This is a genomic window from Streptomyces enissocaesilis (assembly GCF_039533765.1).
GTDB classification, from domain to species: domain Bacteria; phylum Actinomycetota; class Actinomycetes; order Streptomycetales; family Streptomycetaceae; genus Streptomyces; species Streptomyces enissocaesilis.
This window is the reverse complement of sequence record NZ_BAAAUD010000040.1, coordinates 38,336-64,545: the sequence shown is the minus strand read 5'-3', so window position 1 is coordinate 64,545 and position 26,210 is coordinate 38,336. Positions and strand designations below refer to the sequence as shown.

Annotated in this window: 25 protein-coding genes and 2 pseudogenes; 25 read left to right on the top strand and 2 right to left on the bottom strand. The window is 68.8% G+C overall.

Annotated features, from left to right (window positions below; genetic code table 11):
• Positions 1-237: 237 nt before the first annotated feature.
• The 16 genes and pseudogenes from ABD374_RS20330 to ABD374_RS20255 form a co-directional block, all read left to right on the top strand.
• A complete protein-coding gene (locus ABD374_RS20330; protein ID WP_344497004.1) occupies positions 238-1,356 on the top strand; it encodes a DUF2637 domain-containing protein in 1,119 nt (372 codons plus the stop codon).
• Positions 1,357-1,439: 83 nt separating this feature from the next.
• Complete coding sequence (locus ABD374_RS20325; protein WP_344497003.1) at positions 1,440-1,991, top strand: hypothetical protein; 552 nt, start codon at positions 1,440-1,442, stop codon at positions 1,989-1,991.
• A gap of 487 nt (positions 1,992-2,478) precedes the next feature.
• Positions 2,479-3,042: a hypothetical protein gene (locus tag ABD374_RS20320; protein WP_344497002.1), complete on the top strand. Its 564-nt coding sequence runs from the start codon at positions 2,479-2,481 to the stop codon at positions 3,040-3,042.
• A 10-nt stretch (positions 3,043-3,052) separates the two neighbouring features.
• Positions 3,053-4,030 carry a C40 family peptidase gene (locus ABD374_RS20315; protein WP_344497001.1) on the top strand — a complete coding sequence of 326 codons (978 nt, stop codon included), beginning with the start codon at positions 3,053-3,055 and terminating at the stop codon, positions 4,028-4,030.
• Between the two features lie 50 nt (positions 4,031-4,080).
• Complete coding sequence (locus ABD374_RS20310) at positions 4,081-4,419, top strand: hypothetical protein (protein ID WP_007447287.1); 339 nt, start codon at positions 4,081-4,083, stop codon at positions 4,417-4,419.
• Positions 4,420-4,503: 84 nt separating this feature from the next.
• A complete protein-coding gene (locus ABD374_RS20305; RefSeq protein ID WP_344497000.1) occupies positions 4,504-5,733 on the top strand; it encodes a hypothetical protein in 1,230 nt (409 codons plus the stop codon).
• Complete coding sequence (locus tag ABD374_RS20300; protein ID WP_344496999.1) at positions 5,714-7,360, top strand: hypothetical protein; 1,647 nt, start codon at positions 5,714-5,716, stop codon at positions 7,358-7,360. The genes ABD374_RS20305 and ABD374_RS20300 overlap by 20 nt, the downstream gene beginning before the upstream one ends.
• A 6-nt stretch (positions 7,361-7,366) precedes the next feature.
• Positions 7,367-8,893: an SCO6880 family protein gene (locus tag ABD374_RS20295; RefSeq protein ID WP_344496998.1), complete on the top strand. Its 1,527-nt coding sequence runs from the start codon at positions 7,367-7,369 to the stop codon at positions 8,891-8,893.
• A complete protein-coding gene (locus tag ABD374_RS20290) occupies positions 8,890-10,326 on the top strand; it encodes an ATP/GTP-binding protein (RefSeq protein ID WP_344496997.1) in 1,437 nt (478 codons plus the stop codon). Before ABD374_RS20295 ends, ABD374_RS20290 begins: the two co-directional genes overlap by 4 nt.
• Before the next feature lie 62 nt (positions 10,327-10,388).
• Complete coding sequence (locus ABD374_RS20285) at positions 10,389-10,709, top strand: DUF6238 family protein (RefSeq protein ID WP_344496996.1); 321 nt, start codon at positions 10,389-10,391, stop codon at positions 10,707-10,709.
• Positions 10,709-10,972 (top strand): hypothetical protein, encoded by a 264-nt coding sequence (locus ABD374_RS20280; protein ID WP_344496995.1) that lies wholly within the window; start codon positions 10,709-10,711, stop codon positions 10,970-10,972. The genes ABD374_RS20285 and ABD374_RS20280 overlap by 1 nt, the downstream gene beginning before the upstream one ends.
• A gap of 43 nt (positions 10,973-11,015) precedes the next feature.
• Positions 11,016-12,464: a type IV secretory system conjugative DNA transfer family protein gene (locus tag ABD374_RS20275; RefSeq protein WP_344496994.1), complete on the top strand. Its 1,449-nt coding sequence runs from the start codon at positions 11,016-11,018 to the stop codon at positions 12,462-12,464.
• Positions 12,461-12,964: a hypothetical protein gene (locus ABD374_RS20270; protein ID WP_344496993.1), complete on the top strand. Its 504-nt coding sequence runs from the start codon at positions 12,461-12,463 to the stop codon at positions 12,962-12,964. The genes ABD374_RS20275 and ABD374_RS20270 overlap by 4 nt, the downstream gene beginning before the upstream one ends.
• Positions 12,964-13,398 carry a hypothetical protein gene (locus tag ABD374_RS20265; RefSeq protein WP_344496992.1) on the top strand — a complete coding sequence of 145 codons (435 nt, stop codon included), beginning with the start codon at positions 12,964-12,966 and terminating at the stop codon, positions 13,396-13,398. Before ABD374_RS20270 ends, ABD374_RS20265 begins: the two co-directional genes overlap by 1 nt.
• A 1,028-nt stretch (positions 13,399-14,426) precedes the next feature.
• Positions 14,427-15,026, top strand: coding sequence for an RICIN domain-containing protein (locus ABD374_RS20260; RefSeq protein WP_344496991.1), 600 nt, complete (start codon positions 14,427-14,429; stop codon positions 15,024-15,026).
• A 123-nt stretch (positions 15,027-15,149) separates the two neighbouring features.
• Positions 15,150-15,326: pseudogene (locus ABD374_RS20255) on the top strand (transposase); the annotation flags it as partial.
• 20 nt (positions 15,327-15,346) lie between these two features.
• Here ABD374_RS20255 and ABD374_RS20250 read toward each other — a convergent pair.
• Positions 15,347-16,234, bottom strand: a complete 888-nt coding sequence (locus ABD374_RS20250) for a phosphotransferase (RefSeq protein ID WP_344496990.1) — start codon at positions 16,232-16,234, stop codon at positions 15,347-15,349.
• Positions 16,231-17,622 carry a helix-turn-helix domain-containing protein gene (locus tag ABD374_RS20245; RefSeq protein ID WP_344496989.1) on the bottom strand — a complete coding sequence of 464 codons (1,392 nt, stop codon included), beginning with the start codon at positions 17,620-17,622 and terminating at the stop codon, positions 16,231-16,233. The genes ABD374_RS20250 and ABD374_RS20245 overlap by 4 nt, the downstream gene beginning before the upstream one ends.
• A gap of 175 nt (positions 17,623-17,797) precedes the next feature.
• Here ABD374_RS20245 and ABD374_RS20240 point away from each other — a divergent pair, with 175 nt between their 5' ends.
• The 9 genes and pseudogenes from ABD374_RS20240 (at position 17,798) to ABD374_RS20200 (ending at position 26,209) form a co-directional block, all read left to right on the top strand.
• Positions 17,798-18,271 carry an ATP-binding protein gene (locus tag ABD374_RS20240; RefSeq protein WP_344496988.1) on the top strand — a complete coding sequence of 158 codons (474 nt, stop codon included), beginning with the start codon at positions 17,798-17,800 and terminating at the stop codon, positions 18,269-18,271.
• A gap of 38 nt (positions 18,272-18,309) precedes the next feature.
• The gene (locus tag ABD374_RS20235; protein WP_344496987.1) at positions 18,310-18,762 is read left to right on the top strand and encodes a DUF6415 family natural product biosynthesis protein; all 453 of its coding nucleotides are present in this window, start codon (positions 18,310-18,312) and stop codon (positions 18,760-18,762) included.
• Positions 18,759-19,228, top strand: a pseudogene (locus ABD374_RS34680) (DUF6302 family protein). The gene ABD374_RS20235 and the pseudogene ABD374_RS34680 overlap by 4 nt, the downstream one beginning before the upstream one ends.
• A 53-nt stretch (positions 19,229-19,281) precedes the next feature.
• Positions 19,282-19,485, top strand: coding sequence for a DUF5999 family protein (locus ABD374_RS20225; RefSeq protein WP_344496985.1), 204 nt, complete (start codon positions 19,282-19,284; stop codon positions 19,483-19,485).
• Positions 19,482-20,129: a hypothetical protein gene (locus tag ABD374_RS20220; protein ID WP_344496984.1), complete on the top strand. Its 648-nt coding sequence runs from the start codon at positions 19,482-19,484 to the stop codon at positions 20,127-20,129. Before ABD374_RS20225 ends, ABD374_RS20220 begins: the two co-directional genes overlap by 4 nt.
• A gap of 203 nt (positions 20,130-20,332) precedes the next feature.
• Complete coding sequence (gene fxlM / locus ABD374_RS20215; RefSeq protein ID WP_344496983.1) at positions 20,333-21,568, top strand: methyltransferase, FxLD system; 1,236 nt, start codon at positions 20,333-20,335, stop codon at positions 21,566-21,568.
• A 50-nt stretch (positions 21,569-21,618) separates the two neighbouring features.
• On the top strand, positions 21,619-21,822 hold the full coding sequence (locus tag ABD374_RS20210; RefSeq protein WP_344496982.1) for an FxLD family lanthipeptide: 204 nt from the start codon (positions 21,619-21,621) through the stop codon (positions 21,820-21,822).
• Positions 21,823-21,917: 95 nt separating this feature from the next.
• Entirely contained in the window at positions 21,918-24,983 is a 3,066-nt protein-coding gene (locus tag ABD374_RS20205; RefSeq protein ID WP_344496981.1) for a lantibiotic dehydratase, read from the top strand.
• Positions 24,980-26,209, top strand: a complete 1,230-nt coding sequence (locus ABD374_RS20200; protein ID WP_344496980.1) for a lanthionine synthetase C family protein — start codon at positions 24,980-24,982, stop codon at positions 26,207-26,209. Before ABD374_RS20205 ends, ABD374_RS20200 begins: the two co-directional genes overlap by 4 nt.
• Position 26,210: the final 1 nt, after the last annotated feature.

Sequence of the window (26,210 nt, the reverse complement as noted above, 5' to 3'; positions counted from 1 at the left end):
CGACGCCGCCCAGTGGTGCCAGGAAGTGCGACAGATCCTCCGAGCACTCGAAACACCCACTGATCACGAATCGTGACCGCTTCACGGAAAGCGAGCCAGAGCCCGTTCTCGTGGACATCGAACGCAGGCGGGTGCTTCCCGAACTGCTGTCGAAACGCTGCTCTACGACGCGAACAGAGCCATCTCGCAGACCCCGGCCTGGCAGGACATCAGCCCGCGCGACGGGGGCAACCTCTGATGTCACACGCACACATAGACACGGCGGCCGGAACCGAACAGCAGGAGAGCTACAGCCTGCGCGGAATGACGGCCTGGGACCGCAGTGCGATCATCCTGCTCGGCGCGGCCGGCTTCGCCTTCTCGTACGACGCACTGCGTCAGATCGCCCTCGCGATCCATGCCAGGGAGACCTTGTCCTACCTGTTCCCGGTGTTCATCGACGGGTTCATTGCCTACGGCGTGCGGGCGATCGTGCTCCTTCGGCACCAGCGGTTCGCCGCACGGCTCTACGCCTGGTTCTTGTTCCTCGCGGCGACCGGGGCGAGCCTCGGCGCGAACGCTCTGCACGCCATCACGTTGAATGATTCTCCGCAGGCCGGACGGTCCGCGCTGCACCTTACGGACAGCGTCGTCGGTGTGCTGTCGATGCTCGCGCCCCTCGCACTGGCCGGATCGGTCCACCTCTACATCCTGATGGCGCGGACGGCTGAGCGGGCGGTCCCGGACCGGGCTGACACTGGTCCCGGACCGGTCCGCGAGAAGTCTCCGACGCTCGAACGCGTCGCGGTCCAGCAGGGTCCTCGTCCGCTCGAAGCACCAGCGTCGATGCCTCCACGGCCGTTGACGAGCGGTCCGTCCGCGCCGCAGTATGCCGCCGCAGTAACCGTTGACCTGCGGAAAGCCGAGCCCCTGCCCGACGTAGAACCACATACGGAGGACGCTGCGGCTCACCCGTCCGCGGGAGCGGACGGAGAGGAGACGGAGGGTAAGAGCGCGGACGGACCGGGCGGCGAACCTGCGGACCACGTGCCGACCACAGCCGTGCCGGAGAGTACGAAATCCTCCGGGCCCACAGCGGTCCGGACCCCTACAGACGGCGAAAAGCCATCCGTCCCGGACGACGCGGAATGCCCACAGGACCGGGAGGCGGATGACGACTGGTTGGCGGAGTTGTTGCCGATCGCGCGGGCCGCTACCGAGCGGGCCGGACGGACCAGTCGTGAGGTTATAGGGGACGCCGTCCGCAAGCACCAGGCGATCAGCAACGACCGTCTTGGTGTGCTGCTGGCCCGGCTGAAGGAAGAGGACGAGGAGGCAACGAGGACACCCGCCGCTGCCTCCACCGCCCTTTGGTGATCTCATCTCATGACGGGCCCGGGGCCTGCGTGGCTCGCGCCGTGCAGGCCCCGGCCGGTCAGCTTGATCAGGAAGGAACGACGATGTGGTCTCGCCGACGCGACCGGGCGGAGGACGCCATCCGCGCCGATGCCGTGCAGGCAGCGTCCGCCCTCACGGTTCACCTCCAGGGCGGCGGCAGTCTTGTGCCGGTCCAAGCGGACGGCCTTGCACTTGCGGCCGGTGAAGTCGCCTTCGCGGACGTGGCGTGCTCCGCCGCCCGCTTCTACGGGACAGAGGTCGACTACCCGACCTCGGCCAGCGGGTATTTCGAGGATCACCCAACCTTCGGCCGGCGGTGGGTGAGCAACGGGCGACTCGACGCCCGTCGGCGCCAGGAAGCGGAGGATGCCGCTCTTCCGCAGTGGCGCGATCACACCGCCGCCCAAGTGGTGCTCACCTCAACCGGGGTACGGCTCCTGCCGCTGAGGGCTCGTGAGTGGATGCCGTTCGACCACGCCCTTCTGACCGGGGTCGCTGCTGAGCCGTCCGCCGTCGTCCTCTCGTACAGCACGTGCGCACCCCTGCTCCTTTCCGGCCCGGCCGCGCCGTGGCTCGGCGTGGCGATCGAGCACCTGCGCCACGGGGCCGCATAAGGAGCCCGCAAAGCCTCCCCCCTGGCGAAAGCCGGAACTTAATTCCTGGAATTAAGTTCCGGCTTTTTTCGTGATTCGAGTTGTCCGCGAACCCCTGCAAGGATTCAGGCACGGCCAACGCCACAAGGCGTTTTCCGGCCGTAGAGATCTGCTCACGGTCTCGCCCGAATCACGGAAGGGGCTGATGGCCTTGATATGAGTAACGCGCCCGCCAGCTCAACCGTCTCGCAGATGCGAAACAAGATCGAACTCTTCCGCAGATGAGACAGGCAGATAGAGCTATACGCTCCGGCCTGCTTTGCGATTTCCCCGGCATTCGCCGGTAAAGCCCGCAGAAGGAATCCCCCTCCTTCCTGCGAAGGAGCGGCGCGGCCCCCAACCCCCCGCGGGACCGCGCCGCTCGCACTTCCGAAATCTCTTGCACCAAGGTTGTGGTCCCCGCATGCCTCGATCCACCCGTTTCATACCCATATCAGCCGCAATAGGTGTGGCTGGTTCCCTGGCCCTTCTGTCGACCGGCTGCTCCAACTCGACCAACGACGCCTCCCCGGCCTCGACCGCGTCCGCGCAGCCGCACTCTGTCTCGGCGGGCATCCCCGACACGGCCACGCCGCACAGCAGCGCTGCCTCCTCCTCGTCAGCTACCGGGCTCCCCAAGGACGTTGAACGGACGGCGCGGGCCTTCACTACGGCCTACGCGGAGCACGATGCCCGCGACGGTGCCGACAACTCGTACGCGGATGCCGGCGCTCGGGCAGCGCGGCTCGCCTCGGGGGAACTCGCTGACGTGCTCGCCCAGAAGCGGCCGGGTCAAGACGCCGCCTGGGCCGCCCTGCGGGCCGAGAAGGCACATCAGACGGCCAAAATCACGTCAGCAGTCGTCCCCGACGGCGCACCTGCGGCAACGGCCTCCTCCGCTCTCGTCCGCGTGAGCTACACCCTCACGACCACCCCGAAGTCCGGTCACACGCGCAGCAGTAGCGAACAGCTCGCGCTCCGCCTGGAGCACACCTCCAAGGGCTGGCGCGTCACCGCCTTGCCCTGGGCGTGACGGGGCCGCGATGAACAAGGGCACGCAAGCTGGCCTGGGACTCGTCACGGCCGGGCTCATCACCGGTGTCGCCATGCTGACCACGTTCGGAGGGGCCGACAGCGCCTCCGCGCAGGAAGCCGGTCCGGGTGGCGGCATCACGACGGACGCTCCCGTGCCGGGCTGGGTCCGTGAGCTGATCAACAAGCACGCGGGCGAGTGCCCGCAGGTCACAGCCTCGCTCCTGGCGGCTCAGCTCTACACGGAAAGCCACTTCAACTCCGGCGCGACGTCACCCGTCGGCGCTCTCGGGATCGCCCAGTTCATGCCGGGGACCTGGGCCCAGCACGGCAAGGACGGCGACGGCGACGGGGTCAAGGACGTCCGCAACCCCGCCGACGCCATCGCCGCGCAAGCCGCGTACGACTGCACCTTGGCCGACGAGGTCAAGAAGGTGCCGGGCGACTCGACGGACAACATGCTGGCCGCGTACAACGCGGGCGGCGGCGCGGTGATCAAGTACGGCGGCATCCCCCCGTACCCCGAGACCCGCAACTACGTGCGCAGCATCCGCGCTCTGGCCTCGAAATGGGCCGACGCCGTCAGCCCGGACGCACCGGCCGGCAAGGGCGCCGCCCGCGCGATCTCAGCCGCGAAGACGGCCCTGGGCACTTGGTACCGGTGGGGCGGCAGTTGCGTCATGCCGTACGAGGGTGTGGGCGGCTGCGACTGCTCCTCGCTCACCAAGATGGCCTGGTCAGCGGCGGGAGTGAACCTGCCGCGAACCACGTACGACCAGGTCCACGCAGGGACCGCAGTCAAGGCCGTCCCCCAACTCGCCCCGGGCGACCTTCTGTTCAGCGTCCCGGGCAGCGCCGGCCCTGAGCACGTCGGCATGTACATCGGCGGCGGCCAGGTCATCGACGCACCGCACACCGGGGCTCAGGTGCGGATCAAGCCGCTCAGCTACTGGAAACCGCAGATCATCGCGATGCGGCACGTCGGCTAATCACACTAAAACATCCCAAACCATTCCTCACAGCACCAAGGGGCTGAACCATGCACAACCTCCTTTCTGCCGCTGCCGATCCCTCCCTGCACACGACCCTCGCCGCCGGAGCCGATGTTGTGTCCGGCGTGAAGCCGGACTGGGGCCCCTTCGGGAAGCTCGGCGGCACGGCGAAGGTCATCCTGGGTGTCATCGCCGCCGTCGTCCTCGTCGTCGGCGCCGGCGCCTTCCTCGCCGGTGTCGGCAAGTCGAAGGGGTGGTTCGGTGAGGGCCACTCCACGATGGACAGCTCGCGCGGCAAGGGCATGATGGTCGGCGGCCTGACCTGCGTCTTCCTCGTGGCCAGCTTCGGCACCATCTTCGCCATCACGTACGGCATGGGTGTGTGACCCATGCCTATGCGATCCCGGAGTAATGTTTCCTCCTCGAAAGCCAGCGGAGCGCGCCGCTCGTCGGCCAAGCTCTGGGGCATCGTGGCTGGCGGCGCGGCCGTGGTCACCGCGGCCGGGGTGGTCGTCAGCATGACGACGGGCACCCCTCCGGCCACGGCACCCTCCGCGTCGGCACCCGCCCACTCGGCTCCGCAGGCGAGCGGGAAAGGCGTGCGGGAGCTGCATGGCGTCCCCGTCGGCTACCCGCACACTCGATCCGGCGCCAAGGCGGCAGCGGCCAACTACACGACGGTCAGCGGGAGCTCGCAGTTCCTCACGGACAAGGACGCGCGGCACCGTGCGGTGGCAGTTATGGCGGCCAAGGGCTCGGCTGATGCGGCGGTGAAGAAGGCCGACCACGCTGCCGAGGACGCGGTCGGCTCCCTGCGGGGCGACACCTCCAAGGTCTCCGCCAAGAAGACCGTCGCCCGTACCGGCGTCCTCTCGGCACATGTCCTGGGCTTCGACGCCCACGGGGCGATGGTGCGGCTGTGGACCACGACGGTTCGCGGCAGCGCGGCCGGGAACGCAACACCGAAGACGGGCTTCCAGTCGGTGACGGTCACCCTCACTTGGGAATCCAACGACTGGAAGCTGAAGGACAGTTCGGCCTCGAAGGGGCTCGTCGCTCCGATCGATGTGCGGCAGGCGTCCAACGTGCCGGGCGACTTCTCGGACTACGTTCCGGCCGCTGCAGAAGACCCCGTGCTGAGCGGCACCGAAGACCGAAAGGGATTCCCGGCCCCGTACGGACACAACGAACGCGGCGCGCGTGCCGCCGCCGTCAGCGCCACCATGCTCTACGGCGATCCCCGGTTCTTCACCGATGAGGACTGGCGGCACCGGATGCTGGCGGCCACCGCCGCGTCGAGCGTGCTGCACTCGGTCACCTCGGACACCGACTCGACGGCTCGTCTGGTCATGGAGAACCGCGGTGTCGGCGCGGACGGGACGACCGCCGACGGCAGCGAACTGATCACGCGGACTGCGGCGCTCGCCACCCGCTCGATCTCCTACTCCGACCAGGCCGCGAGCATCGAGCTGTGGACGGCGTCGGTGGGCGGCGTCGCCGGGAAGGACGAGACGCAACGCCCGCAGGTCGCCTTCCTGCGGATGACCGTGGATCTGGTCTGGGAGGACGGCACCTGGAAGACGACGGCCGTCACGCCGTCCGAACCGCTCGTGCCGTCTCCGCCGGCCATGCAGGAGGCGGCCCCGGCCGACAGCTTCGCGGACGTGGGGGGTGCCAGCAATGCGCCTGCGACTGCGTGACGACGCCCCCGGCCTGCTGACCATCGAGCGGGGAGCGCCGGGTCGCTGGCGCCGCCGCCTCCAGGCGGTGGCGATGGTCAACGTGATCATCGGGTTCGTGTTTGTGCCCTCGGCGGTGGCGAACCCCTTCTGCTACATCCCGATGGTGTGTGAGGCGAAGGCGGCCATTGACTTCGTCAAGGACCCGCTGGGGTTCCTGCTCCAGAAGCTCACCGAGGCGAACATCTGGTTCCTGCGCAAGATGCTGGAGCTGATCCAGAACACCACGAAGATCGACCTGACGAGCCCCGGCTTCCTGAAGCAGTACGCGATCATCTTCGCGGCCTCCAGTCTGCTCACCGTGGCCCTCTGGTTGATCGCTGTGGCCAAGCGGGCGGTCCGCGGAGTCGCCCTGACCACCGCCGTCTCCGAGGCGATCGGCTTCCTGCTCCTCCAGTTCGTGGTCAACGCCATGACGCCGGGCGCAATCGCGCTGCTGATGAAGGCCATTGACGAAGTCACGGCCGTCTTCGAGCCGTACGCGACGAGCAACTTCAAGCCGTTCCTGGAGAACATCCTCAAGGTCATGGCAGCCAACCCCACGGAGGGCGTGGGACAGCTGCTGGTCGTCAACCTCATCATGATGTGCGGCGCCCTGCTGATGTGGATCGAGCTGCTGATCCGCAGCGCGGCCATCTACGTGGCCGTCGCGCTCGGGCCGATCGTCAACGCCGGGCTGGTCGATCGCGACCTGTGGGGCAAGTCGAAGAAGTGGTTCGGCGCCATCTTCGCCATCGGCCTGAGCAAACCGATCCTGTTCGCCCTGCTGGGCCTTGGCGGCGCGATCCTCAGCGACACCTCGGGGAGCATGTCCGACGCGGTCTCCAAGACCCTGGTCGGCGCGTTGATCCTCCTGCTCGCCGTCTTCGCGTCCGCCACGCTCTACAAGTGGGTGCCCGCCTTCGGCGACGAGATGGCCAGCCTCCACCACGACCGGAAGAGTGCACAGTCCTCCGGCCCGGCCGCCGCGATCGACGGCCCCGCCCAGCACGCCAACAGGGCGATGGGCGCTCGTGTCCAGGACTCCTTGGTCGGAGGCTCCAAGACCGCTAGCGCCAAGACCGCTGGCGCGAAGACCGCTGGCGCGAAGATGGGCGGCGGAACTGCTGTGGCCGGACCGGTCGCGGCCGGTGCCGCCATCGCCAAGGCCGGCGTCGACATGGCGAAGAACAAGGCCACCAGTTCCCCGGGCGCGCAGGGCACCGACGCCGCAGGCGGCGGCAAGCCCGAACAGCCCGAAAGCCAGCAGGGCGGCGACGACACCGCCGGTACGTCCGGTGCACCGGCCGCCGCTCGTCCCCAGGGAGCGACCTCCGACCCGGTCGTCAGCTCTTCTCCGGACTGGTCCTCGGCCGGTGGGCACGCCTCGGCCGGACGCCCACCGGGAGCCAACGGGGCACCGAGCACAGCACAGCCGCCCTCCCCGCCGTCAACCGGCACGGGAACCTCGGGCCCGACACCGCCCGCCTCCCCCTCCTCCTCATCAGGAACCACCTCGGGCTCCGGGCCCTCCGTCACGCCCCCGCCGCCGTCGCGGCCCTCGGGCGGCCAGGCACCCGGACGACCGAACCCCAGCAAGGATCAGTGACCCTCCATGTCGACTCGTACGTATCAGTTCGGAAAGCACCGCCCCACAGGGCTGGTCGGCCGCCGCGACCTCGGCGAACAGGTCGTCCTCGGCGGCGGCGCCGTCACCGGCATCCTCTTCGGCTACCTCTTCAACGGCGTGACGGCCATCGCCGCAACGTCCCTGGTCCTGCCGATCCTGCTCGCCCTGGTCATCGTGTACGCCCCGTACCGGCCCAAGGGCACGTCCCAGCGGCGCACCATCTACCGCTGGTGGCGGATCAACCGCTACCACCGCAAGGCGCTCCGCCGTACCGGCGGCGTGTGGGTGTCCCCGGCTGTCGAGGCCGGCGTGCGTGCCAATGGCACGCCCCCGGACGCCGCTCTTGTGGAACCGGAAGGCGTCACGGGCATGACGTGGGTGCCGGTCACAGTTCGCGGCCAGCAGGCCATCGTGGTCCTCCAGCCGGAGGCCGGGTGCGTCACAGCCACTCTGGAGATCGCCTCGCCCGGCCTCGGCGGCAAGGAAGTCGGTGAGCAGATCGTGGCCCTGGAGCGCTGGGGCGAACTCCTCGACGCCTTCGGGAACGTCGAAGAACACCCGGTGAAGCGCATCCAAGTCCTGGCCCGGCAGATGAAGTCGGACCCCTACGCCCACCAGCGTTACATCGCGCAGCGCGACGAGTCGGCCGCGACGACGGACGCCCCGCAGTGGCTGAAGGACTCGTACGACGTACTGGCCAACGCCGTCTCCACCAGCGCCGAGGAACACCGCTACTACATCACCATCCACGCCCGGTTCACCCGCGACCTGGCGGCCGAGGGCGCCGCCCGCGGTACCGGTGACGAGGGGATCGCCGCCGCCATGGCCGCGTACCTGGATGAGCTGTGGTCCCGCGCGGAGGACGCCGACCTCTCCGTGATCGCACCCCTGGACGAAGGCCGGATGACGGCGTTCATCCGCAACTCCTACGACCCTGACCACGCCATCTGGGACACAGACCTCCGACAGGCGCACGCCTTCCCCCGCAACGTCGACGTCCGCGACGGCGCCCACGTTGCCACCCGCGCGGCAGGCTCCACGGACAGCTGGTACCACGCCACGGCCGCCGTCGTCGGATGGCCCACGACCCCCGTCGGCCCCGACTTCCTCTCGCCTCTGCTGATCGGGATGCCCGACGTCATCCGCACCATCTCGATCACGCAACAGCTCGAACCCAACGACAAGGCCGTGGAGCGGATGCTCGCGGAGGACACGAACAACCAGGCCGAGATCGACCGCGACCGCAAGCGCGGCAAGAACATCGACCCGCGCGACCAGATCGCCGCCAGCGCTACCGGATCACGCGGCATGACCCTGGCCTCCTCCGGCGCGGCCGGCTCCGCCGTCGTCGGCTACATCACCATCTCCTCGCGCAGCGCCGAAGAACTGGAGCGCACCAAGCGCACCACCGCCTCCCGCGCCCGCAACGCGCACCTGCGGATCGAATGGCTCGACCTCGAACACGCCCGTGCTTTCGCCACGACCCTGCCCCTCGCCGGAGGCATCAAGTGACCGACCTGCTCGACCTCGCCCCGCTGTCGCCGATGCACGAGACGGTGCGCCGTCCCCTCTACACCGAGACGACCACCAGCCAGGCCCTGTACCTGCCGATCGCCCCGCCGACCCTCGGCACGGCGGGCGCGATCATCGGCCGGGAGCTGTACTCGGGCAAGGCGTTCATCTACTGCCCATTCTCGGCGTTCGGTGACGGCCTGCCCGGCGGCAACATGATCGTCATGGGGGACACGGGCCGGGGGAAGTCGGCCCTGACCAAGACGTACGCCGCCCGGCAGATCCGCCTCGGGCGTCAGGTCGTCGTCCTCGACACCAAGGAGCAAAAGGAGCGCGAGGAGGGCGAGTGGGCCGCGCTCGGTCGCTCGCTGACCGGCAAGGCCCCGGTGAAGTTCGCCCCCGGCGGCGGCCGTGGTGCCTCGTGCATCAACCCGATGGACCCGGCCATCGCGGGCAAGCGGCAAGTCGAGCTGGTGCGCACGATCGTTGAACTGGGTCTCGGCAAGGCCCTGGACGAGTTCGCCGGCTCGGCCCTGCGGATCGCGATCCGCAGGGCCCACCAGAGGGCGGGAGAACTCGGCCGCACCCCGGTCCTGGCCGACGTCTCCGCCGCGCTGCGGTCCCCGGAGGAGTCCGACGCGACGGCCAAGAAGCGCACGCGGGACGAACTTCTCGGTGATGGCCTGGAGGCGTCCTACGTCCTGGACCGGCTCTGCGGCAGCGAACAGGACGCGACCGGCGACCTGACGGGCATGCTCGACGGCCCGACCAGCCTGGGCGTGGATCTCGACGCCGACATGATCGTTTTCGACCTGACCAAGGTCCCGTCCGGCGGCGTCGCCATGACCATCCTCGTCGCCGTGATCTCGGTCTTCCTCGAAGAGGTCTGGCTGCGCCCGCTGTGCGAATGCGGGACGGAGCCGGGGCAGCACGACCGCGTCGTGGTCGACGCGAACTCCGGAGCCTGGGAGCTGGGGCCGAACCCCGCCTCCGGCTGCCGCCGCTACACGCAGCGCAAGCGCATCCTCGTCTGCGAGGAAGCCTGGCACATCCTCGGGACCCCCCAACTCGCCTCGTTGCTTGAGAAGTTCCTGAAATTCGCGCGGGGATACGGGCTGAGCTGCATCTTCATCGTCCATCACCTGTCCGACATCGACGACAGCCCGGAGACCCAAGCGGCGTTGAAGATGGCCGACACCATCGTGATCTACAGCCAGAAGAAGGCCGAGGCCGAAGCGACGGTGGCCCGGCTGGGTCTGCCGTCCTGGACGGCCGAGCACATCATGCGCCTGCGCCGCGGAATCGCGCTGTGGAAGGTCGGCGAGGTGATCTACCCCGGCGTCCAGCACCTCTTGGTGGAGGCCGAGCAGCACCTGTGCTTCTCCTCCGGCTCGATGACCGACCTGACCAGCACCTCCCCGGACGCCGAATGAGCGGGCACCGCCTCCTGTCGACCGCCGACCCCTTCCACACAGATTCGGAACGAGCCCCCGCCATGACCGTCACCACCGACCACACCGCGCTTCCCGCCGACGAGCGCGCGGTGCGACAGGACATCGACCAGCTGCACGCCGAAGCGCTCGACCTCGCACGGCGTATGAAGGAGTTGGCCCTCGTGCTGGACCACGGCGACTACTCCGCCGCTGGAGGACGCGTACGTACGGCCGTCGCCCACATCTGGCGAGCCGCCGAGGACCTGCACAGCGCCTTCCACACCGCGCCCCCGCGCTGTGCCGGGCCCGACGCGTCGATGTCGCGGCTGTGCGGCCGGCGGATGCGCTACCTGGCGGCCCGCGTCGCCCGGAGGGCCGAGTAATGGACATCATGCCCGGCGGCATCTCCCTTGCCCTGTACGCCGTGACGGCCGTGTGCGCGGTAGCCCTGGTGACGCTCTGGTTCCTGCTGAACCGCGGGCGGCGCAACGCCGGGTTCGCGAGCAAGGGACAGCTCAAGCGCCAGATGTCGGCCAAAGCAGTCCTGAAGGCCACCGAGATCCGGCCCTCCCTCACCAGCGACGACGGCCACCCCAGCCGCGTAACCGGGGTGAGCTTCGCGAAAAACCGCCCCGCCGCTCGCTGATCCTCTTTCCTCGTCGCCCGCCCACCTGGCTCCGGAGTACGTCATGCACCACCCCCTCGATCCTCACGATTTCGGCTACTCGCTGGGCACCTCGCAGCGCCCGAAGGGCGTCGAGCTGTGGTCCCGCGCCGACAAGGCATGCCGGGTCATCGGCCCGATGGGCAGTGGAAAGACTCTGCGATTCTTCGCCCCGCTCGTCCGCCGCTGGGCGGGGCCGGTCCTCGCCACCTCGACCAAGCCCGATCTGGTCGAACTGACTCTCGACGCGCGGCAGCGGGACGGCCGCCCCGTCGCCGTCTTCGACCCGCAGAACATCGCACCGAGCCTCCCGCGCTTCCGGTGGACACCGATCAACGGCGCAACCGACACGGAGGTGGCGATGATGCGCGGGAAGGCGTTCGTCGCGGGCTCGCGCACCCCCAACGGTGCGGCACAGTCCAGCGAGGGCAGCGCCTTCTACAAGGGGCAGGCGTCCAAGATCCTCGCGGCCTTCTTCCACGCCGCCGCCCTCGACGGTGCCGCACTCGACTGGGTGCTGCGGTGGGCCCGAAAGCTGACCGACCCAGCACCCCTCGGCATCCTCAACGCTCACCCGGGCGCCGGCCCCGGCTGGGCCGACATGCTCCGCACGGCCACCACCGGCGACAGCCGCACCGTGGGCAACACCGCCTCGACCCTCGACGCCGCCCTCGAACCCTTCATGCACCAGTCGGTGATCAACGCCCTTCAGGGAGACGGAGAGGACCCCACGGACTTCGGCGCGTTCCTCGACGCCGGGGGCACCCTCTACCTCCTCGGCAAGGACAGCGAGGTGAACAGCGTCGCGCCGCTGACCACCGCGATAGCCGAAGACCTTCTGGATTTCGCGGAAGCGCACGCCCTCGCGTCCCCGGCCGGGCGGCTCGACCCCGCACTCCTCGCGGCCTTGGACGAGGCACCGAACATCGCGCCTATCCCCTCCCTCCGCCAACGCGTCGCCGACGGTCGGGGCCGAGGCATCACAGTGGTCTACGGCCTCCAGGCGTGGGCATCGGCTCGCGCCCGCTTCGGCGAGGACACCGCCAAGGAGCTGGCTGCCTTCACCAACAACGTCATCGTCCTGCCGGGGGACAAGGACCCCGACTTCCTGAAGGACATGTCCGATCTGTGCGGTCAGGTCGAGCGAGAGCGCACGACGAAGACCACGTCCGGCGGGGACCGCGGCGGTCACTCGACGGCCACGCACATGGCGCTCGAACCCGTCCTTCGAGGAGACGAGATCAGGGGCCTTCCCGAGGGGCACGCCCTGGTCCTCGCGGACAACCTCCCGCCGATCGTCTCCCGGCTCGACGGCATGTGGACCTGGGACTCCTGGCCCGAGATCGAGGGGCACGTCCGGGACCTCCGAGCCGCCAACGAAGCCGAGCGGACCCGGCGGGCTACCGAGAAGAAGAACCAGGCCAAGGCCCACGCGGTGGCGTGGGCCGGCCGTGAAGGAGCGGCTGCCGCATGACCGAGACCCTGACCCACTTCGAGCCCTTCCCCGAGCCGCCCGCGCTGATCCTGGAGTACATCGCGGAGCGGAGCACGGAGGAGTCCGTGGCCGCCGACGGTCCCGTCCCGTGGGACATCGGCGCCCTGTCAGCAGAGCTGATCAAGCCGATGCCCGCGTGGCTCGATTCCGTCTGCCGCTGGCTGAACCGGACGTACGCCTGGCAGCCGCAGGATGTCATCCCGCCGTGCTGGGCGAAGCACGATGGCCTGGCATACGAGATCGCAGCCCTGGCCTTCGCCAGGGGAGACGCGTATACGGAGGCGGGCTCGTCCGTGATCTGGCATGAGCAGTACGACCGATTCCTCACCCGAATGAACAAGGCGTTGGGCAAGGCGGGCGACGAATGCCGCGTCGGCAAGCACGACGAGCGTCCAGCGCGTTTCCAGCTCGCGGCCTGGCCCACGGCCAAGGGCGAGGAGACGGGATCTGCGGGACGAGTCGAGGAGATGGCCGGATGATGACGGACCCGAACATGGTCTTCTCGACGGACCCTCGTCACGGACTGGTGGCGCGAAGCGGCTGGGAGCAGGAGGAAGCCCGGACCGTGCTCCGTGATCTCGGTTGGGAGTGGACGGAGGAACTGCACGCCCTCGTCCCACCGGACGACGTGCCGGAGGTCGACGCCGGCCTTCAGGCAGTGGAGGAACTGCACCTGCACGGGCACCGGACCGGGTACGCCGTGGGGCCTTACGGCACGATGCGGTTGACCCTGGATCGCGCGGAGCAGGTGTTCACGAAGGTCGCCGCCCGGGAGCCGGGTGAGATCACCCCCGAAGTGGGCGCGAAAGATGATCAGCTTAGAAGAGCGGAGATCAGGCGGCCTACGTACGGGGGCGTATCCGCTTCAGAAAGGCCGAGTGAACCCGACGTGCCCGAGCCCCCAGCAATCTAGAACGCCCGCCAGCCCCCGCCGCCACCTCGCCTGCCTTGACCTCACATGATCACGAAACCGGACATCACGCGACAACGACGAAGCCTTGAGTAAAACCCCCATGAACTGACCTGAAATTGTCCTGTCGTGGCCTTGCGGACAGGACTCGCGAAGGTCAGACTCGTGAGTCAACAGCAGGGTACTGAAAGGATTTGAGGAGAGTTATGCGTCGTTTACTTTTGGCACTATTCGGTGCCGCAAGTTTGACCATAGGGGCAGGATCGGTTCCGGCTGCTGCATCCTCCCCTCAGGCTGCAGAGGTTTCGTCCCCCGCGCGGACGGCAGTCAATGAGCAGCAGTGCACCGCCATGGACTCCGAGTCCAGACTATGCCTGGCCTTGGTCAGTTCGACGTTCATTGGGCAAGCAACCGTCCATTACCCTCCCGCGAATTGTGCTGGCTACCGCGTTGCCCTCTGGTCCTCCAGCAAGGTGGTGGCATCCACCAGTCTCAGGCCCTGCGGCGAGACTCCCTCAAAACAGGTGACCGCCGACGCCTCGCGCTTCACTGGGCTGACGGCATACGCATCATTCACCATGTACAACAGCGATGGCGACATAATCTACGACGCTTACACCAACACGATCACTTACCCCTGAATGTGTGATGCCGTCAGGGCGGGGCGTGCGTCAAGCCAGCGTCGGTATGAAAGCCTGAGGCGGAAGCTGGTAGACGGTGAGCCATCATCTGAAGCGCGGGCCGAGTTGCACCGTTGCCAGGCGACGCTTGCGAAAAATGATCAGCCTGCGAGAGCGGAAACCAGGCGGCCTACGTACAGGGGCGTATCCGCTTCAGATGGGTCGGTTGAACCCGACGGGCCCGAGTCCCCAGCAATCTAGAAGGGTCGCCAGGAAGGGGTCTGTACGGTGTGAGCCTGTACAGACCCGGCTCAGAAGCAGGTTCTCGCAGACTGCTGGCGCGTTCGAGCTGACCGAGGTGCAGTTCGTCTAGGTGGTGACGTTGGCTCGGTGCCGTAGCCGGTGCATTCAATGAGGCCGGTCCGTGGCAACGTCGTTCCGGGAACAGGGCGTTGCAAGCGGCCGCGCACTAGCGCACGGACCTCATGTCGCGGCAGACTTCTGCTGTCATGCTCTCGCTCAGCTCTATGCGTCCCGGAGGGTCTCATGGTGTGGAAGAGGTTGGCAGTGATCGTTGCAGCTTCCGGGATGATGATGGGGCTGAACGTGCCATCGGCGAGCGCGGCGGCGGCAAGGTCGGCGTTCGAGGGCATGCCGCACACAAATAAGTGTCTGGACTATCGGTCGGACCCGGGCTTCGGAGTGTATGTGACCGACTGCAACGGCGGCGGCTACCAGACGTGGTACCGGGACGACGCCCTCGACTACACGGCCCTGCGGCAGAAGGCAACGGGGTTGTGCCTGACGGTGCGGAGCGGGCTGCTCGCTATGAAACCGTGCCTGGCCGATGACCAGGCGGCGTACTGGTCGGTGCAGCTGTACGCGGAGGGTGCGATGATCGTCAACAAGGCAACAGGTACGTGCCTGGCCAGGAACACGCGCGACCGGGTGCAACTGTCGTTTTGCACGGGTGGGACTTCGCAGCGGTGGGCGGTCCGGAACATCGGCTAGAAAGCAAGCGTCGTGATCAATCTGTGGGATGTGCCTTCGCGGCACGGCCCGGTCCGGTCCGGTAACCATCTTGCGTGACGCGAGGACAACGAACGATTCCGAGCGGGGGTTCATGGGCCGTACCTGCCGGTAGGCAGGTACGGCCCATACCCCGAGCGGCTGCGGCAGCAGTTCGAGCGCGTGATTTGGCGGTTCAGGGAGGGCGGGCAGTGGCGGGAGATGCCGGCGGAGTTCGGCGCTTGGCCGACCGTCCACAACCGTTACGAAGCTCTCCTTGATCGCAACCAAATACGCTCCTTAGCAGGGTGCTGAGCCCTCCTTCAGAGAATTCCTTTCCACGCCCAAGGCCGCGGGCCGGATCGACCACGCAGACAGTCGATCCGGTACTGCGCCTGACTGCTCCACTCCGGGTTGTTTGCTGCGTGCTGGGCCGCGTACGTCACCATCCGCAGCTCTCGGGCACGCGCGAGGATGGGATAGCCCTCCCACGTCGTCACGTCGTGCCCGTAGACGGCACAGAACCGGTCGTACTCGCGCGTGCTGACGGCGCCCGTGGTCTTCGCGCGCACGGCGGTGGACACGAGATCCCACTCCGGAGGTCCCACGGAGAAGCGCTCCAGGTCCATCATCAGGGTCCCGTCGACCGTGCGGACGATGTTGCCGGGCCAGGCGTCGCCGTGCACAGCTCGGTCAGGGAGACCGGCCGGCCTCTCGGCCCAGGCCGCTGCGAGGTCGCGGTGAAGGCCGTAAAGCCACTCCCTGTCTTCGTCACGGATGGCGTTGGCCGCTTCCAGTCGCTCGCCGATCCGGACGAAGGGATCGAGATACCCCAGCTCGATGTCGGGCACGGTCAAGGCGTGGAGCTGCGACAGCACGTGGGCGACGTCTTCGACGGAGCCGTGCTCCTGCGGCGGGAGTTCCACCCAAAAGGTCACGGGCCTACCGCCTGCCTCGACCGGCTGCTCCACGTCGACCAGGCGAACAGCGGCGACGCCCTCCTCGGCGAGCCAACGCGCGACGCGTACCTCGCGGGCCGCCGCAGCACTCTGGCCTTCCCGTGAGATCCGCGCGATCACCCGTTGACCATGTAGCCGCCATATCTGGTTCTCAGCCAGGCGTAGCGGTTCCGCTCCGGCGGAGTCCAGTCCGGCCGCGGAACAAGCCTGCTCCAGGACGTGGCGCGCGGGTGCGGCTGGCGAAGCAGTCATGCGGAAACCGTAGCGGCGATACGATCTCGCAGTCCCGAAGCCTCTGGGACCGTCCGGTACTTCGAGGCGAAGCGGCCGAGCTGCCGCAGATCGTCGGCGGCTCGCCGGGAGGTGAGCCGACCTACCTCGTCCAGGGCGTGGTGGCCGAGCGTCGCGGCCTGGCGAGGGTCGCCCTTGGCCATGATCAGGGAGGCCAGTTTGGTCCGCGAGATCGCCCGGGACCGCTTGTAGGCGTCGGTGTGTCCCTTCACCGCTGTGTCGAATCGGCGGGCTGCCCGGCCCGGGTCTTGTCCGGCAAGGATGGCGAGATCGAACAGGGCGTGTGCTGTGTCCCCGTTGTGCTGCGCCTCGTCGTAGTAGGCCATCCAGGGCGCATCTTCGGCAGGCCGGGCCCGGGTGAATGCTTCATCCGCAGCACCGACGGCCGCCATGGTGTCGCGCACGTTGCCCATCTTCCCGAAGGCCCTGGCCCGTGCCGTGTGAAGCATCGCCTGTTCCGTCGCGGTCAGACGGTCGGAGCGTACGAGCCCTTTCTCGGCGTAGGTGAGGCCGTCATCGGGTGCTCCGATCCATGCCGCTTGCCGGGCGAGGAACGAGTACGTCTTGGCTCGCAGGTGCCAGTGGCCAGCCTCCTCGGCGCAGTCTGCTGCGAACCGAAACGTCTGCGTGGCTTCGTCGTGGTGGTAGGCATCGAAGGCAGAGGCGCCCACCACGATGCCAAGTCGCGATACGGCGGCGAACAGTTCGGTTCGCAGGTGCTCGGGGCACTGGGCTTGCAGCAGGCCGGCCGACCACTGCATCGCGCGGCTGGCTACGTCACGCACCATGCCACCGCCGCCCAGCTCGTTGTCCATACCGCTGATGGCGGTGGCCGCGGCCAAGACCTGGTCAATGTGGGTCGGGTTGACGGTCGTCGGCAGAGACAGCTCGGAGGGGGCGAAGACGTCGGTGAGGTCGAGGGGTGCTATGGCGGCGAGGCCGCCGATTTGGAGGAACGAGCGTCGAATCACGGGCTCATGGCTCCCAGGGCGAAGAGTCGGTTCGTCTCTGCCCAGGATGCGGCCTGTCGGCGCCTGAACGCGTCCCTCCCCCCTGCGCGTGGAAGCGTTATCGGCATCAGCCCGCTTTCTATCGGCATCGCGGTTGCCGAACGCCATCGGCCACGCACGGTCAAGCAGCCCTCCCGTGCGGAGGACATCATCGAGCCGTTGAACGACATCGCGACGGCAGCTCGGGTACTTGCCCTTCTCGATCGACAAGATCATGTCGTCGCTGACCTGCACTAACCGTCCCAGCTCCTTGGCCGACAGTCCCTGCTCCAGGCGCAGTCTGCGCAGCTCGTTCCCGAACCACTCCTGGGGGGACGCCCCCGGATCGAGCTGCTTCATTGGCTGCGGCATGTTCTGTCCCCGAAGTCGTTGATGCCGAACTCTTCACCTCTCGGCATCAGGCTCTGCACGTGCTCGGTGCGCTCTGCCTAAATGGTTGCTGATCGGTTCTAGTCCAGTACACACCGCAACCACCCCTGCCTGAAGGGGTTCTGGCAGAACGGAGGAAGCAGCGATGGAACTACTCGTCGACACCCGCGAGCGGGACGCTTCTGTTCGAGCCACGTCCAGAAGCGTGGGCGGCCAACTCGACATGAGTTTTGACGTCCGGGCTGAAGACCTGGGAACCGTGCGGGACATCGTCGCAGCGCACCTTTGCTGGTGGCGCATCGACAATGGCACCGCGCACCGCATGCTGACCGTGGTCAACGAACTCCTCACCAACGTCTTGCAGCACACCCCTGCAAACGACGACGGATGCCGGATGGCCAGCCTGCTCCTCCAGAAGGTGCCGGACGGTGTCACCGCCGTCGTCAGCGACCAGGACCCCTGCCCGCCTGTGTACACGTCGCCGGACTCGCTGGCCGAAGAGGGGCGCGGGCTGATGCTGCTGCGCGCCTTGGCTGACGACACGTCCGTGTCCGTGACCCCAGCGGGCAAGGACGTGTGGGTCTTCATAGGGACCCCGGAAGCGACCGAGCACTTCTAGCCCCTACGGCCGGCACTTGGCCCTCTTCAGGAGTTCCGATGTCCCTCACCGTTCTGGTTCCGGAGAACGACGTGGTTCCTCCGCCAGTCGACGAACCCAGCACAGCGCAGTGGACCCCTCCGCTCGATGCAGAGGGCTTGAGGTTCGTCCTGGAACGGATCAAGGACTGGAAGCCGTTCGACGTGGAGGAGGTCTTTGACGACCTCGACACGGCAATCGGCAACCAGCCGCCGCCCGTCGCGACCACCGGTGCCCTGATCGACCGTCTCCGCGACCACCTGAAGCAGCTCAGCGACATCACCGTTGCCGACGACAAGTATCCGCCCACCGCGGAGATGGTCCTACTCGTTGAGCGAGGGCGCCCCCTGCGGGAGGAGCGCACCCCGGCCGACCATCAGCGGGCCGTCGGCCTCGCTCGCCGCCTGGCCTTCGTGGCCTCCGACCTGGTCGAAGAACTGATCGAAGCCCGCTACATCAAGGGGGCGGAATGATGCACTGCACCAGCTCCGTCCGGCACCCGGCCGTGACCGCCACGGTGATAGCCCTCCCGCAAGACGCATACGACTTCGACTACTTCGAGCAACGGATCTCCGACACTTGGCTGCTGGATAAGAGCATCGCTGTGCGCACCCTGCGCATGCCCTTTCTCGCGGTCCCCGTCGGGGCACGAAGCGCGGCGGGTACTACCCGGTGTCGTGTATCTGCTTCGGGCTCAAGGTCCGTGACCTCCTCCTTGAGCAACCCGGCTTTCCAGACCTGCGCGTTCGCTGGTCGCCGTACCGCGACACCTGTCACACGGTCGAGTGGGGTGACGCCGCTCCCGAGTGGTGGGAGGACGACGCGGTCTTCGGCCGCTTCTACGGCTACAGCGAGTCCGCCAACACCTCGTTCGTACGCGAACGCCCACAGACACCCTCTTCGGCAACCTCCACTCCGTGTTCCCCCACGGCTTTGTAGTCGCCGAAGCGGGCTCAACTGCCCCAGACTGCCTTGAGAGGACGACGAGTACGATGTGCCAGCACACCCCGCCGTGTCCCACGGCCGAGGCTTCCGACCGAGAGGCCGCCCACCCCACGGTGGCCCACCCTGAACAGGGCTGGAGCCTGCTGTGCAACGGGGTGTTGCTCTTCGAGGACACCGGCGAGCTGTTGCCGGACGGCCAGATCGTCGCTCCGCACCGGCCGGTCGCGCTCGCCGCCGGGAGCACCGCGTGACCACCGCTCCCCAGATCGTCGTGCCCTACATCACCGCCCGGGAGGGCGAAGAGGCCGACTCATTCCTCAATCTACGCATGGGCCGCGGGCCGGACGGCCGACCACGTCTCCGATACGTGGATGAGGCGCCGCCGGACCGGGACCTCAAGGACGTGCTCTGGGCCCGCTACTCCATGTCGCTCGACACCTTCGGGCAGCCCTGCGGGACACCGCGCTGGCGGATGGTTCACCCGCACCGTCAACGCGTGACGATGGCGCTGCTGCGGTGCCAGGTGTGCACCGTCCAGTTGAAGCGCACCGACGGCATCCTCTTCCTGGAGACGGCGGGCGAACAGGACTACGCCGGTCCAGTGAAAACCGCGCAGCCGCCGGTCTGCCTGAAGCACGCCCGGATGGCGGCAGGCCGGTGCCCGCGGCTGAGGGCCAGGGGCCACGTAGCGCTCCTCGCCACCCGTTTCCCGCTGTACGGCGTGATCGGCCACGCGTACCAGTGGAGTGCGAACGGCCTACAGGCCCTCTCGGACATGAACTCCCCCATCCCTTACCGCCATCCCCAGATCGGCATGTTCCTGGCCTCCCAGCTCGTACGGGAACTGCGGGAGTACAAGGTCGTCAACCTGGACGATCTTGTGCCCGCCGCCTAGACGGCCGCCCGGCTCTCCTGAGTGGTACAGACAGGACCGCCGGGCGGCTCACCACCGGCGCCGGACCTTCGCGCGCCGTCCAGCACGAACCCGCCAACCTTCGGCGGTCCGACGAGAACGGAGAGCTTTCGCCGATAGCCTCCCGGCCCCCGGCACGCGTGCCGGCCTACCCCCCCCCGAACACGAACGACCGAAGGAAGTCCATGACGAACACGACCGTCGAGCCCGACGAGGCGTCCCGCCTGCGGAACAAGGTGGTGGACGAGCTGTGCGCGGACGGCAACATCACCTCCTCCGAGGTCGAGGCGGTGATGCGCAGGGTGCCCCGGCACGCGTTCATCCCTGACACGCCGCTGGACAAGGCGTACGACACGTACGCCGCCGTGATCACCAAGACGGACGAGCACGGCGTGCAGCTCAGCTCCGTCTCCGCGCCGCAGATCCAGGCCATGATGCTGGAGCAGGCCCAGGTGAAGCCCGGCATGCGGGTCCTGGAGATCGGCTCGGGCGGGCTGAATGCGGCCTACCTCGCCGAGCTCGTCGGCAAGGACGGTGAAGTCGTCACCGTGGACATCGACCCGGCCGTCACCGACCGCGCGCGACGGCTCCTGGACGAGCACGGCTACGGCCAGGTGCACGTCGTCACCGCCGACGCGGCCGAGCCCGTCCCGGATCTCGGTGAGGTCGATGTCGTGATGGTGACCGCCGGGGCCTGGGACATCTCCCCGGCCTGGACCGCGCAGCTCAGGCAGGGCGGCCGGCTCGTCGTCCCGCTGCGGATGCGGGGCCTGACCCGGTCGGTCGCCTTCACCCAGGTCAAGGGCGAGCACGGCCCCTATCTGGAGAGCGAGTCGGCGCGGATCTGCGGCTTCGTCCCGATGCAGGGCTCCACCGCCCACCGGGAAGAGCTCCTCCTCGTCAACGGCACCCCGGAGATCGGGCTCAAGTTCGATGACGGCCTGCCGGCCGACCCGCACCGGCTGGACAACGCCGTTACGTTCCCGCGCCACGAGCTGTGGATCGGCGTCACCGTCCGCATCCAGGAACTCATCGACACCCTCCAGATGGCGATGGCGATCAGCCTGCCGGGCTTCTGCACGATGGCCGTCGATGAGAACTCGGACACGAGCGTGGTCGATCCCGTGAACAAGCGGTTCGCGCTCGCGGCCGTCCAGGACGACACCTTCGCCTACCTCGTCACCCGCCGCACCGAGGACAACAAGCACCTGGAGTACGGCGTGCACGCCCTCGGCCCGCACGCGGAGCAGTTCGCCGAGAAGATCGCCGGCGTCCTCCGCGACTGGGAGGCCGACCGGCGCGGCGGCCTCAGCCCGGTCATCCGGGTCTATCCGGCTGGCACCCCCGATGAGCAGATCCCGGCCGACCGGGTCATCGACAAGGTGCACAGCCGGATCTCGCTCTCCTGGCCCCCGGCGTAACACCGGGAGCCAGTAGTCCCGCACCATCCGAACAAGAGGAAGGGCACATCATGACGAGCGCCACTCTCGCCCCGCCCCCGGTCGCGCCCGCGTCGTCGGCGGACCTGGACGACGACTTCGCGCCCCTGGACGTGAAGGTCGTCATCGCCGAGCACTCGTACGGCCATCTCATGTGCGCCACGGGCGACGGCTGCGGCAGCACCTGCGCAACCGGTGCCTCCGCCTGTGGTTCCTTCACCGAGGACCCGGCCTGATCCAGGCCGACCCCTCACCTGTGGGGCCGGGCGAAGCGCTTCGTCCGGCCCCACAGGCCCCTCTCCCTCCCCGCGCCGCCTCATGGAAGGGCCTCATGGCTTCCCGAGCAGCCGCCGGATACCAGTGGCAAGGCGTTGCGATGCTGCGCGCCACCACCAGCCCCGGGCCGGCAGACATCCCGCGTACCCTCGACCTGGACAACGTGGCCGTCACCCGCGGATGGCTGAACCGCATCTGGCAGCGCGAGGACTTCCGCAGCGCGCTGGAGCTGGCCACCCCCGTCCTGTCCGACGCCATCGAGGCCGTCGTCCGGGGCCGGCAGACCGAGCCCCGTCACGTCCGCCGCACCGCACTGTCGACCGTCTCCTACCTCCTGCGGTGGCAGCACCGGCCCACCCCGCTCGGGCTGTTCGCCGGCACCGCCCCGGTGTCCGTCGGGCCCCGGGTGAGCGCGCGGTGGCGCGACAAGCACCGCGCGGTGATCCGGCCGGACGCCGAATGGGTCACCGACATGGTTCTCCGGCTCCAGCGCACCCCCGCGCTACTGAAGCGGTTACCGCTCGTCGCCAACAACGCCGCCCGCGCCCGCGGTGACCGGCTCGTGGCGCCGGGCCCGCCCTCCGACGGTCACGCCGTCCTGCTGGCCCCGGTCGAGATATCCGTCCGCAGCGCCCGGCCGGTGGCCGCCGCCATGGAGGCGGCCCGCACCCCCATCTCCTACGGCGACCTCCACTCCCACCTGCGCGACCGCTTCCCGCAAGCCACACCTGAGAAGATCGACGCCCTTCTCACCGGCCTGGTCGAGCAGCAGTTCCTCATCACCAGCCTCTGGGCGCCCATGACCACCGTGGATGCCTTCCAGCACCTGTGCCACGAGCTGGAGGCGCACCAGGCGGACAGCGTTTCCGAGGTGCGGGACCTGGTCCACGCGCTGTACGCGCTGCGCGACGACGTATCCGCCCACCAGCCGACGCTCTCCGACACCAGCGTGAGCGCCGTCGCCGCGCGGATGCGCGCCCTCACCACCGTCACCCCGACACCGCTGCTCATTGACACCGCCCTCGACTGCGAGACCCAGCTCCCGCAGGCCGTGATCGCGGAAGTGCAAGCAGCCGTGTCGGCCCTCTACCGGACCACCCCGCAGCCCTACGGCTACCAGCACTGGCGCGACTACCACCGCCGCTTCCGGGCCCGGTACGGCGTCGGCGCCCTGGTGCCGGTGATGGACCTGGTCGCCGACAGCGGCCTGGGCCTGCCCGCCGGATACGTCGGCTCCGAACGCGGCGCCGCCCTGAAGGTGCGCACCGACCGCGACGAACTACTGCTCGCGCTGATGCAGCAAGTCCTCCTGGACGGCCGCGATGAACTCCGCCTGACGGACGACATGGTCGACGCCCTGGAGAAGGCTGCCGGAGAGGACGAGCGGCTGTTCGTGCCCCGGGTGGAGGCCGCCTTCGAAGTCCACTCACCCAGCACCCGGGCACTGTCCAGCGGCACCTTCGACGTCCTCCTCACCGCGGTCCCCCGCCCCGGCAGCAGCATGACCGGCCGGTTCGCCCACATCCTGCCGCCCGAACATCAGGACGCACTCGCCGCCACGTACCACGGGGCGCCGGATGGCCTCACGGCCCAGCTCGTATTCCCGCCGCGCCGCCACCGCAACGAGAACGTCACCCGCACACCGCGGCTGCTGCCGCACGTCATCGAGCTGTCCGGCCACCAGGAGACGGACGAGACGACGATCCCGCTCGCCGACATCGCCGTCACCGCCGACCCGCGCAGCTTCCACCTCGTGCAGCTCTCCACCGGCCGGCGCATCGACGTGCGGGTCCTGCATGCTCTGGAAGGCGGGACGCAGACCCCACCACTGGCCCGGTTCCTCGCCGAAGTGGCCCACGGGCGGTACGCCGCCTACAAGCCGTTCGACTTCGGCGCCGGCTCCCGGCTCCCGTTCCTCCCCCGGGTGCGCTACCGCCGCACCATCCTCACGCAGGCCCGATGGCTGCTGATGGCCGACGACCTGCCCGGCCGCAAAACCTCGACCGAGGAGTGGGAGAACGCCTTCACCGCCTGGCGGGACCGGCTGCGGGTCCCCATGCAGGTCGCCATCATCGAGTACGACCAGCGCCTCCCCCTCGACCTGTCCCACCCGGTCCACCGCCGAGTGCTGCGCGCCCACCTCGACAACGCCCGGCGCCTGGAGCTGCGCGAGGTCCCGGACGCAGACGCCCAAGGCTGGATCGGGCGGGCACACGAGATCTGGCTCTCCCTGGGCCGGTTGGAGCCGGACACCGCTGATGTGCCCCGGCCGCGCGCCACCACGGCGCCGGCCCTCGGACGGTATCTTCCGGGTGCCGGCGACGTCCTGCTCGCGCAGCTGCACGCCCACCCGCGCCGCTACGACGAGATCCTGAGCCGCCACCTGCCCAGCCTCCTCGCCGCGTTCGGCGACACCCCGCCGGTCTGGTGGTTCACCCGGCACCGGGAGATGGCCCGCCCGGACGCCGACCAGCACCTCGACCTCACGCTGCACCTGCCGCCGGACGCATACGGGGCCGCCGCCCAACACGTTGGTACCTGGGCGGACAGCCTGCACGGGACCGGTCTGGCGGCCGGGCTCGTCCTGGCTCCCTACCAGCCGCAGACCGGGCGCTTCGGCAGCGAGGCAGCCATGGACGCCGCGCACCAAGTGTTCGCCTCAGACTCCGCCGCCGCCCTCGCACAGATCCAGCTCACCGAGCGCACCGACGCCTTCGCCCCGCAGGCCCTCGCCGCGGCCAGCGCTCTGCACCTCGTCACCCCCCTGGCGCCGAACAACGCGGCGGCCGAGGAGTGGTTGGTGCGCAACCTCCCCCAGAGCACGGGGCGACTGAACCGGACCCTGCGTACCCAGGTGCTCGAACTCGCCGCGCCGAACGGCGCCTCCGCGCTCGCGGCCCTCCCCGGCGGCCCTGCGGTCGCCGAAGCATGGCGGGCCCGCGCCGTCGCCGTGGACACCTACCGGAACACCTTGACTGGCCAGCGTGATCCCCTCGACGTCGCCAGGTCGCTACTGCACCAGCACCACGTCCGGGCCCTGGGCGTCGACCCGCGCGCCGAGGAGACCACGATCCGGCTCGTACGAACCGCCGCCCTCCAGCACAGGATGGCCGCCCGATGACCGCGCCGGCCGCCACCACCGCGACGATCCTGGAGCAGTACACCGCCCACCTCGCACAACCCGCTCCGCCGCCCCCGGGCGAGCCTTGGGCGGTGCAGTCCCTCGCCGACGGCGCCGCCGGAATCAGCCTGCTGCACATCGAGATGGCCAGCCGTCACGGCGGCTCCTGGCGCCCCGCCCACCGATGGATCACCGCCGCAGCGGCCGGGCACATCAGCGCGGCCGACACCGCCGGACTGTTCCTCGGCGCCCCGGCCCTCGGCTTCGTCCTCACCACCGTCCCGCCGTCCTTCCAGCACCTGTACGAACCGGCGCGCCGGACTCTGCACCAGCACATCACCGACCTGACCCACCGCCGCGTGGACGCCGCTCTCACCCGCATCCGCAAGGGCGACCTGCCCACGTTCGCCGAGTACGACCTGTTCTACGGCCTCACCGGCATCGGGGCGTACCTCCTGCGGACCGACCCCGAAGGGCTCCTCCTGGAACGGGTCCTGAAGTACCTCGTTGCCCTGACCCACCCCCTTGTCCCCGACGGCCGCGGCCTGCCGGGCTGGTGGGTCCGCCACGACCCGGCCCGCGGTGAATCCCCCCACTTCCCGGGCGGCCACGGCAACTTCGGTGCAGCCCACGGCATCACCGGTCCGCTCCTCCTGCTGGCCCAGGCCATGCGCCGCGGCATCGCCGTCAGCGGCCACCGCGAAGCCATCTGGAGCATCTGCGAACACCTTGACACCTGGTGCCAGCTCAGTCCCTCCGGTCCCTGGTGGCCGGAGCACATCTCGCGCCGCGATCTCGACCTCGGGCGCCCGCACCACGACGCTCCCACCCGCCCAAGCTGGTGCTACGGAACCACGGGCATCGCACGGGCCGGGCAACTCGCCGGGCTCGCCTTGCGTGCCCCCGACGTCCAGGCGTTCTACGAGGACGCCCTGTACCGCGCCCTGACCGACCCCGAACAGCTCGCCCACGTCACCGACTCGGGTCTGTGCCACGGCTGGGCAGGCATCTACCAGACCGCAACCCGCGCCGCTGCCGATGCCCGCGACCCCCGCCTTCAGACCCTCCCGAAGCGCCTCGGCGACACCCTCGCAGCGAACGCCCAGCCGTGCCTTCCCGGGCCCGGCCTGATCAACGGCGACGCCGGTACCGCGCTCGCCCTCACCACCTACGCCTCACAGCAGGCCCCGATCTCCGGATGGGACGCATGTCTCTTGATCAACTGAT